6 protein-coding genes are annotated in these 9,803 nt (G+C 47.8%); 3 read left to right on the plus strand and 3 right to left on the minus strand.

The genetic code is table 11. From position 1 onward, the window contains the following. The first annotated feature begins 78 nt into the window (after nt 1-78). Nucleotides 79-321 (plus strand): hypothetical protein, encoded by a 243-nt coding sequence (locus tag AB4307_RS05650; RefSeq protein ID WP_017061558.1) that lies wholly within the window; start codon nt 79-81, stop codon nt 319-321. Nucleotides 322-442: 121 nt separating this feature from the next. Here AB4307_RS05650 and AB4307_RS05655 read toward each other — a convergent pair whose 3' ends face one another. The 3 genes from AB4307_RS05655 to AB4307_RS05665 all read right to left on the minus strand — a co-directional run bounded on the left by AB4307_RS05655 (nt 443) and on the right by AB4307_RS05665 (nt 6,493). Then, nucleotides 443-3,298 carry an FAD-binding and (Fe-S)-binding domain-containing protein gene (locus AB4307_RS05655; RefSeq protein WP_372131382.1) on the minus strand — a complete coding sequence of 952 codons (2,856 nt, stop codon included), beginning with the start codon at nt 3,296-3,298 and terminating at the stop codon, nt 443-445. 159 nt (nt 3,299-3,457) lie between these two features. Continuing rightward, a complete protein-coding gene (gene lldD / locus AB4307_RS05660) occupies nt 3,458-4,597 on the minus strand; it encodes an FMN-dependent L-lactate dehydrogenase LldD (protein WP_048663885.1) in 1,140 nt (379 codons plus the stop codon). Between the two features lie 201 nt (nt 4,598-4,798). Further along, entirely contained in the window at nt 4,799-6,493 is a 1,695-nt protein-coding gene (locus AB4307_RS05665; protein ID WP_017061561.1) for an L-lactate permease, read from the minus strand. Nucleotides 6,494-6,727: 234 nt separating this feature from the next. Between AB4307_RS05665 and AB4307_RS05670 the strand changes: the two genes are divergently transcribed. Then, nucleotides 6,728-7,645, plus strand: coding sequence for a LysR family transcriptional regulator (locus AB4307_RS05670; RefSeq protein WP_017068571.1), 918 nt, complete (start codon nt 6,728-6,730; stop codon nt 7,643-7,645). Between the two features lie 11 nt (nt 7,646-7,656). After that, the gene (locus tag AB4307_RS05675; RefSeq protein ID WP_372131384.1) at nt 7,657-9,717 is read left to right on the plus strand and encodes a prolyl oligopeptidase family serine peptidase; all 2,061 of its coding nucleotides are present in this window, start codon (nt 7,657-7,659) and stop codon (nt 9,715-9,717) included. The last annotated feature ends 86 nt before the right edge of the window (nt 9,718-9,803 follow it).

Consider the following 9,803-nt stretch of genomic DNA (forward strand, 5'->3'; position numbering starts at 1 on the left):
CTTAGCCCTGCTTTTTAGAGACGCTTTTTGATCGGCTCGAAAGTTAAACAGGCCCTAGTTAAGTGTAAAGGATTCAACATGTATCTCGTTTTGTATTGCCACAATATTGGTATGACCGACTTTTCTTTCTTTGAGACGGAAGATTTCGATAAGGAAGATGGCTATATCGTGCGAGGCAAATGGCCGAACGAGAAAGCGTTCCGTGATTACTTAACCAAAGAGTTTGGTGACATGAACGAGTTCCAAGTGATCGACTTAATCGCCAAAGGCGCAGAAGCAGAACACTACTCGCCAGAAGAGTTGGTGCGCTTAGCTCAGTAGCCGCTAGCTCAGCAATATCTAGCTCGGTAATACGTTTTAAATCGAATAAACAAATGGCAGCCTGATTGGGCTGCCATTTTTCGTTTTAAGCTAGAGCACGTTGCTCGCAGTATGAGTGGATCTACTGCGCCACTTCGTCCACCAAATACAAGATTGATTGATACGGAATGCCACTGTGGTGTGATAAACCGATCTCACAGGTTCGGCTGTTACTAAAGCCACGAGTGCAGTTGCTCGGCACTTGTTCCTTGAGTGGGTGTACCGCCGCCTCATTCAGCTCTGGTGTAGTGAAGCCTTTGTCACCTGCCCAACCACAACATTGAATATGCTCTGGAACAATCACCTCTTCGGTACACGCTTTAGCAAGGTTTAACATCGCGCCTTCTAAGCCCATTCGACGAGAGCTACACGTGACATGCAGCATCACGGTTTCTTGTAGCGGCTCAAGCGTCAGATGTTCAAGCAAATATTGATTCACAAACCCTGTTGGCTCTAGCACCTCTAATGGTTTAGTGAACTGCTCAATACTGCGTTTGGCACAAGGGCTGGTGTCCATCAAAATTGGGTATTCACCTTGACGACTGGCTTGCCATAGCACTTCTTCCAACTGCTGAGCCTTCGACTGTGCTAAGTCGGTCATTCCTTTGCTGTCGTAAGGCATACCACAGCATTGGTCATCTAGCTTCTTCGGAAGAATCACCTCAAATCCCGCTTTGTTGAGCAAAGACATGGTCACTTCAGTTAGAGGACGTTGGTCGCCCGCATCGCTTTGTTGCCCCATGGTTCGACTTGCACAGGAAGGGAGGTAAACCACCTTCTTATGATTGCTTGAAGATTCTGCCGTCACGGGTGATGAGGCAAGCGAGTGACTATTGGATTGCGGCATCTCTGGCATCCAAACCGGTGTCGCGCCTTTGGTTATTGAGCGCAAGCCATTGGTGAGCTTACCAACTGTATTTGCGCCTAGAACCTTATTCGCCACTTGATTGGTTTTGAGGCCAGCCTTGGTCAGTTTGGTGGTGGTCGAGAAGTGATCCGCTGTCCACTTAGCAATTGGCGTGAACTTTTCATATTTGGCGATACGAAGCTTCTTCACTAAATCGCCAGTGTTGATGCCCACTGGGCAACGCTCCGCACACAGGCCTGTTGCAGCGCAAGTATCAATGCCTTGGTATTCAAATGTCTTCTCTAGCTCGCTTGCTTCTATCTCTTCACCTGCTTCTCGGCGGCGTTGCAGTTCTCGGTACAACACGATGCGTTGGCGAGGTGATAAGGTCAGTGTGCGAGACGGGCAGACTGGCTCACAGAATCCACACTCAATACAGCGGTCGACAAGGTCGTCGGCAGCAGGCATTGGCTTTAAGTCTGTGATGTGGGAATTTGGATTGTCGTTGATGATAACGCCGGGGTTAAGCAGCCTTTCTGGGTCAAACAGCGCTTTGATCTGTTGCATCAAGGCATAGCCATCTTTGCCCCATTCCAATTCCACATAAGGTGCCATGTTTCGGCCCGTGCCGTGTTCCGCTTTCAGTGAACCTTGATACTTCACTGCAACTAGCTCGGCAACGTCATCCATGAAACCGCCGTAACGGTCGATCTCTTCTTGGCTGTCGAAGCCTTGGGTAAACACAAAATGAAGGTTGCCTTCGAGTGCATGGCCGAAAATGATCGCTTCGCTGTAGTCGTATTTATCGAACAACTCTTGCAGCTCTCGAATACCGTTAGCCAGGTTTTCAACAGGGAAAGCCACGTCTTCGATGATAACGGTTGTGCCAACTTCACGAACGGCCCCAACTGCTGGGAACATGCCTTTTCGAATGCCCCACAGGGTTGCAACAGTCTTTGGATCGGACGTAAAAGGGACCGATTCAACAATCGTGTAATCAGCCAATGCATCCAAAATTGATTTACATTGTAAATCTAAGTCCTGCTGGGAGCTGGCGTGTGATTCCACCAAAATAGCCGCCGCTTCTAAATCTAGGTTTGGCATAAACGCAGGCATACCCGGTTTATCCGCGACAGAACGTAGCGCCCTGCCGTCCATCAACTCAACGGCTGCAACCGGAGTTTTGGATAATGTAGTTACGGCTTTACTTGCTTGCTCGATGTCGGCAAACACCAATAGCGCTGAAGCTTTGTTCGGGTGTTCAATCACCGTGTTGTAAGTGATCTCGGCTATGAAGCCTAGTGTGCCTTCTGAGCCAATCATCAGGTGTTTTATGATCTCAATTGGGTCGTGGTAATCGACCAATGCATTGAGCGCGTAGCCGGTGGTGTTTTTAAGACGGTACTTGTGGCGGATTCTGTCTGCCAGTTCTTGATTTGAGCTAGTCTGTCTGTGTAAATCAATAATGCCTTCAAACAACGTTTTGTGTGATTGCTTGAAAGCTTCAACGCTGGCGTTATCTGCCGTATCAAGCAGGGAACCATCACTCAATACGATTTTCATGCTCTCGACGGTGCGATAGGAGTTTTGCGCAGTACCACAACACATACCGCTGGCGTTGTTCGCGGCAATACCGCCAATTTTACAGGTGTTGATAGAGGCTGGGTCTGGGCCGATTTTACGTTGGAAAGGGGCGAGGTATTTGTTAGCATCAGCACCAATCACACCCGGTTGAAGGATAATCTGATTGCCGTTGTCGACGATTTCATGGCCACGCCAGTCGTCGGTCAGAGTAATAAGTACCGAGTCTGAAACGGCTTGGCCTGAAAGGCTGGTACCCGCAGCGCGAAAGGTAAAATGAATGCCCAGTTCGCGACAGCTTTGAATAGTGAATATCACTTCATCTAAGTTTTTCAGCCTTAGAACCATTTTCGGTACCAAGCGATAGAAACTCGCATCGGTGCCGTAAGCCAAGCGCTTTGCCTCTTGTGTGACAATGCGTTCTGTTTCTATTCTTTGAGCCAGTATCGCTTCAAGCTGCTTATAAGCTTGTGGATCTACTACTCGCTCATGGGATGTGTTTGTCTCCATCTTTGCTTCCTTGTGCTTCTTATTTGGCACTGATTTGCTTTTTTGTTTTTTTATTTTATTTTCCAGTGCTTAAACGGTGTCACAACGGCAGTGGAATTGCTGTGACACCGATTGAACTTCGGTCTAAGTAGACCAAAGCATTACAGTGAATCAACGGACTTAATCTAGCCCCACCAAAGATTCACGGGTTAAGTCTTTGATTGTCTTGGCGCCAGTTAGAGTCATCGCAACGCGCATCTCTTTGTCGTACAGGTCGAGTAGGTTCTCAACGCCTGCTTGTCCTTGAGCCGCTAACGCGTAGACGAATGAGCGGCCAAGTAAGGTGCAATCTGCGCCCATCGCCATCATGCGCACTACATCTAAGCCAGTACGAATGCCAGAGTCGACCAGAATCTTAGTGTCGCCTTTTACTGCATCTGCAATTGCAGGTAATGCTTTAGCGCTTGATAGAACACCATCAAGCTGACGACCGCCGTGGTTTGAAACGACGATACCGTCTGCGCCAAATCTCACGGCGTCTTTTGCATCTTCTTCATCAAGAATGCCTTTGATGACCATAGGGCCGTCCCAGAAATCACGAATCCACTCTAGATCTTTCCATGAAATCGACGGGTCGAAGTTATCACCTAACCAACCGATGTAGTCTTCCAGCTTGGTAGGAGAACCACGATAAGTAGAGATGTTGCCTAGGTCGTGTGGTTTACCCAGTAAGCCGACATCAACTGCCCAGCTAGGATGACGCATAGATTGGAATACGCGGCGTACTGCTGCATTTGGACCACTCATTCCTGAGTGCATGTCACGGTAGCGAGCGCCGGGTACGGGCATATCCACGGTGAAGACCAGTGTTGTGACGCCAGCGGCTTTAGCGCGTTCAAGAACGTTCTTCATGAAGCCACGGTCTTTTAACACGTAAAGTTGGAACCACATTGGGCGTTCAATCTTAGGTGCAACTTCTTCAATCGGACATACCGACACGGTCGACATGGTAAAAGGGATGCCTTTGTTGTCGGCGGCTTTTGCTGCTTGCACTTCACCGCGTCTTGCGTACATACCCGTTAAACCAACAGGCGCCAGTGCGATTGGCATCGCTAGCTTCTCGCCAAATAGTTCGGTTTCCAAATTTAGGTCCGACATGTCGTTGAGTACGCGTTGTTTTAGCGCAATCTCAGCTAGGTCAGCCGTGTTGCGACGTAGGGTATGTTCTCCGTAAGAGCCACCATCAATGTAGTGGAAAAGAAACGGTGGTAATTTCGCTTTTGCTGCGGCGCGGTAATCAGTCGATGCGGATATGATCATAATTTCAGTCCTAAATTCTTGGGATGTTGCTCTTCTTTGAGAGCTTGGTTTGGGCTGCTTTAATTCGGGAAAATGGCGTTAATACCCATGGGTGTTGATGTGCTCTAGTATCCATCCCGGAACTCATCAACTGTCTTATTAGACGGTGTCGCTGTCGGGGAATTGAGTATTAACGCCAAGTGCTTTTGAACGACTTATGGTTTACATAAGTGCGTCGGTCATTTTGAATCCGTAGATAACCACTAGGCCGATGATGCCTGTCATCACCAAGTAGTAGAACGTTGGAATGATTGTCTTACGTAGGGTTGCACCTTCGCGTCCTAGCAAGCCAACAGTTGCTGATGCCGCTACCACGTTGTGAATCGCAATCATGTTACCTGCTGCTGCACCAACGGCTTGTAGAGCAACAACCACCGCACTAGAGATAGTCAGAGTCTGCGCTACTTCGAATTGGAACTGGCTGAACATCATGTTTGAAACTGTGTTCGAACCTGCAATGAAGGCACCTAACGCACCAACCGTTGCACTCAATGCTGGGAATGCGCTACCAACGAGGTCAGCTGCGAAGTTTGCCGTGGTTACGGGCATACTTGCTAAATCTGCGCCGTTCACACCAGAGTTAATGAAGATACGAACCATTGGGATGGTGAACACCAACACAAAGCCTGCGCCAATCAGAGTCTTGCTCGATTCACCGAAGGCTTTAGCCAGTGGCGTTGCGCTGCGAGATTGCATGAGAACAGCAACCAGCGCGACGAAGACCAAGATACCGCCCGGTAGATACAGAGGCTGAATCGCAGTGCTCACACCGGTTTCACCAAGGATGTTGCTGAACGATAGGCTAACGCTCTTCAGTAGGCCTTTGAATTCAGGGCTCACGCGGCTCGCAACCAAGGTCACCGCTAGCAGCACGTATGGTGCCCATGCCATCGCCATGCTCATCTTCTTATGGCCTTGATTGTTGTCGTCAAGGTCGATTTTCAGAGAACCTAGCCATTCTGCAGGCCACTTGTCTTCGCTCTCAAAATCCCATTTTGATTTAGGTACTAGGAAGCCGCGTTTTGCTGCTGTTACAACAATCGCAAGGCCAACCAAACCACCAATCAGTGATGGGAATTCAGCGCCTAGGAAAACACCTGTTAGTGCGTAAGGAATAGTGAAAGCAGCACCTGCGAACAGTGCGAACGGCAGGATATCTAAACCTTCAGTCCAGCTTTTGTTCTTACCGAAGAAGCGAGTCAGCATCATTGCCATCAATACAGGCATCATCACACCAACAGAAGCATGAATTAGCGCAACGCTTGACGTGATTTGTTGTAGATAAGCATCCCATGTTGAGCCATGAGCAATCAGGCTTTCACCGATGTTGTGCGTGTCCAATCCTTTGTTCACACCAACGATGATAGGTGTACCAACCGCGCCGAATGATACTGGCGTAGATTGGATCATCATGCCCATCAGTACCGCAGCCAGCGCAGGGAAGCCGATAGCAACCAGCAGTGGTGCAGCGATGGCAGCTGGTGTGCCGAAGCCAGATGCGCCCTCAATGAATGAACCGAAACACCAAGCAATGATGATTGCTTGAACACGACGGTCAGCGGATATATCAGTGAATCCGTTGCGGATGGTGGTGATAGCTCCGGTGTGTTTCAAAGTGTTTAATAAGAAGATGGCGCCGAACACAATCCAGAGAACCGACACGGTAATGCCGAAGCCTTGGAATACAGAAGCCAGCACGCGAGTGCCAGACATGTCCCAAGCAAGTAGGGCGATAGCAACGGTTAAGGCAAATGCCACAGGCATCGCTTTTTTTGCAGGCCAGTTAAGGCCAACCAGCAGAATCGCTGCAACAACTATTGGCGAAAAGGCCAATAATGCTAGTAGAGTTTCACTCATGGGTACTTCCTCGTACTGTTTTCAAACGTTCATGTTTGAAGTAAAGATCACGTTATGGTTTGTCATTATTTGAATCGCTTTGGCCTCTAAACGGGAACCTTCTTTAGGCGAATCTTGTAATTGGAATGACTGTTTTTGTAATTGTTTTGTTAATTTGGCGTGAATTTACCCCTTTATTTTTTATTGATATAGGGAAATAATGAAAATAATTAATTCCAAAATTGGCATAATCAGATGCGAGCAGACGATTTGATCCTGTTTTCACAGGTGGTAGAACTAGGCAGCTTCAGTAAGGTGGCAGAGCAAAATAACCTTACAAATTCGGTAGTTAGTAAAAGAATTGCGCGTTTAGAGGAAGAGATTGGCGTGCAATTATTATATCGAACCACGCGTAAATTGACCTTGACTGAGGCGGGCAAGGCAATGTTACACGGGGCCAAAAATGTGAAGCAGGCAGCTCAAGAGGCTATGGACGCAGTTTCAGGCTTTGGTGAAAATGTCAGTGGTCATATCAAAATGTCAGTGCCTACTATCTCCGGAGATTTGATTCTCGCAGACGCTGTGGCCGAGTTTTGTAATATGCACCCAGGTTTAACGGTCGATATGTCTCTGAATAATCGCTTTGTCGACTTGGTTGAGGATGGTCTCGATTTGGTGATTCGAACCGGCTACTTGGAAGATTCAAGCCTCATTGCTCGTCATATATTGGATTCACAATGGGTGGTGTGCGCTTCGCCGTCTTATATTGCTAAGAACGGTAAGCCGATGCTGCCTAAAGATTTAGTGCAGCACAATTGCTTGCAATACGCCTATCAAACAACGGGTGCTAGCGAATGGCAGTTTCTGCATAGTAAAGATGGCTGTACCGACAATGACAAATATATCGTGCGTGTTGCGGGCTCTTTTTCGACTGACAATGCGACCGCGTTAAGAAAAGCGGCGCTGGGTGGGCATGGTGTGGCGTACGTGCCACGTTGTCTGGTGTATCACGATATTCGTAACGGCCAGCTGGTGGATATCTTCCCTGATTTAGTCGGTAAAAAGCTGGGTATTTATGCGGTGTACCCGTTCACTCGTCAGCCACCGAACAAGATTAAGTTATTGATTGAACACATCAGAACGCGTTATCTGACGATTTCACATTATTTTTAATAAGGATCACGATGAGCTATTTAAAAGAGTATCAATATCCAGTCACCAACAAACAGATCGTCAGCGATGACTATTTTGGTCAGATAGTCGAAGACCCATATCGCTGGTTAGAAGACGACAGAAGTGACGAAACCGCGCAGTGGGTGGCGAGCCAGAATGAAGTGACGTTTGATTACCTCGCTCAAATCCCGTATCGCGCAGAACTGCGAGAGCGATTAGCGAAAGCGCAAGACTACAAAAAGAGCTCGCAGCCGTTTGTGCGAGGTGATTATACCTATTTCTATAAGAATGATGGTCTGCAGAATCACAGTATTCTTTATCGTCAGAAAGAGGGGCAGCCGGTTGAAGTATTCCTAGACCCGAACACTTTCTCGGAAGATGGCACGGCATCTCTGGGCTCGGTGTCGTTTTCGCAAGACTATAGCTTAGTGGCGTACAGTATTTCTGAGGGTGGCAGTGACTGGCGTAAGATCTTCGTGATTGAAACTGAGACTAAGCAGCAGCTCGAAACGGAAATTACCGACGCCAAATTTACTGGCATTTCTTGGTTAGGCAATCGCGGCTTTTATTACTCTAGTTACGACAAGCCAGACGGTAGTGAACTTTCTGCTCGTACAGAACAACACAAGCTGTACTTCCATGAGTTGGGCACAGATCAAGCTAGCGACAAGGTGATCTTTGGCGAAAGCAACGATGAGCAGCATCGCTATGTATCCGGTTACACCACCGAAGACGATCGATACTTGATCATTCTAGGGCGAGAGTCGACATCGGGTAATAGACTGTTCTATATCGATTTAAACTCACCAGAACAACAGCTGAACACGCTGATTGATCATGTGGATAGCGACATTTATCTCATCGATAACCAAGATGAGACCTTCATTCTATATACGAATCTTGATGCGCCTAATGGCAAGGTGGTGAGCTTTGGTACTCGCGATGGGAAATGGCTCGAAATCATCCCTGAAAAGCCACAGCCATTGGATATCAGCACGGGTGGTGGCCACTTGTTTGCTCACTACATGGTGGATGTGGTGTCTAAGATTGAGCAGTTGGATTACCAAGGTAACCTAGTTCGTGAAATTCATTTGCCTGGGCTGGGAACGGCCAGTGGCTTAGGTGGAAAAAACGAGCAAACTCAGCTTTATTACACCTTTACCAACTATGTAACGCCGCCAACGATTTTCTCTTTCGATGTTGAATCAGGCAATTCTGAAATCTACCAACGCTCTGAGTCTCCGTTTGAGTCGGATCAATTTGAGTCTAAACAAGTCTTCTATACCTCGAAGGATGGCACCAAGGTTCCGATGCTTATCTCTTATAAGAAGGGATTAGTGTTAGATGGCAATAATCCAACCATGTTGTACGCCTATGGTGGCTTTAACGTTAGCCTAACGCCTTCTTTCTCGGGCACGGTTGGCAGTTGGCTAGAACTGGGTGGCGTATATGCGGTGCCGAACCTGCGTGGCGGTGGTGAGTATGGTAAGGCGTGGCACAAAGCGGGAACTCAGCAGAAAAAGCAGAATGTCTTTGACGACTTCATTGCTGCTGCCGAGTTCTTAATTGAAGAAAACTACACCAGTAGCGATAAGTTGGCGATTCGCGGCGGTTCTAACGGAGGCTTGCTGGTAGGAGCTTGTATGACACAAAAGCCTGAGCTGTTCCAAGTGGCTCTGCCTGCTGTTGGGGTGTTGGACATGTTGCGTTACCACACATTCACGTCTGGCGAAGGTTGGGCGTACGACTATGGTACATCCGCGCAGAACAGAGAGATGTTCGAATATCTGCTTGGCTATTCTCCGGTTCATAATGTGGTGCGTGGCACGGATTATCCAGCAACATTGGTGACGACCGCTGATCACGATGACCGCGTAGTACCGGCTCACTCTTATAAGTTCATCTCAGAGCTGCAAGATAAGCATGAAGGTAGTGCGCCCGTGATGATTCGTATTGACGTAAATGCAGGGCATGGTGCTGGAATGCCATTGAGTAAAGCGATCGATCTCACTGCCGATATTTATGCGTTTACGCTGTTTAATATGGGCGTTGAATCTCTAGATTCGTTTTAGATAATACTTGATTCTAGATAATTGGGTGTTTGACTCAGACTAAAAAGCCTCAAAATCGACCTTAGATTGAAGTGACCCCGTAAAGT

Origin of the sequence: Vibrio sp. 10N.261.52.C2 (genome assembly GCF_041471425.1) — a bacterium.
Taxonomy (GTDB): domain Bacteria; phylum Pseudomonadota; class Gammaproteobacteria; order Enterobacterales; family Vibrionaceae; genus Vibrio; species Vibrio crassostreae_C.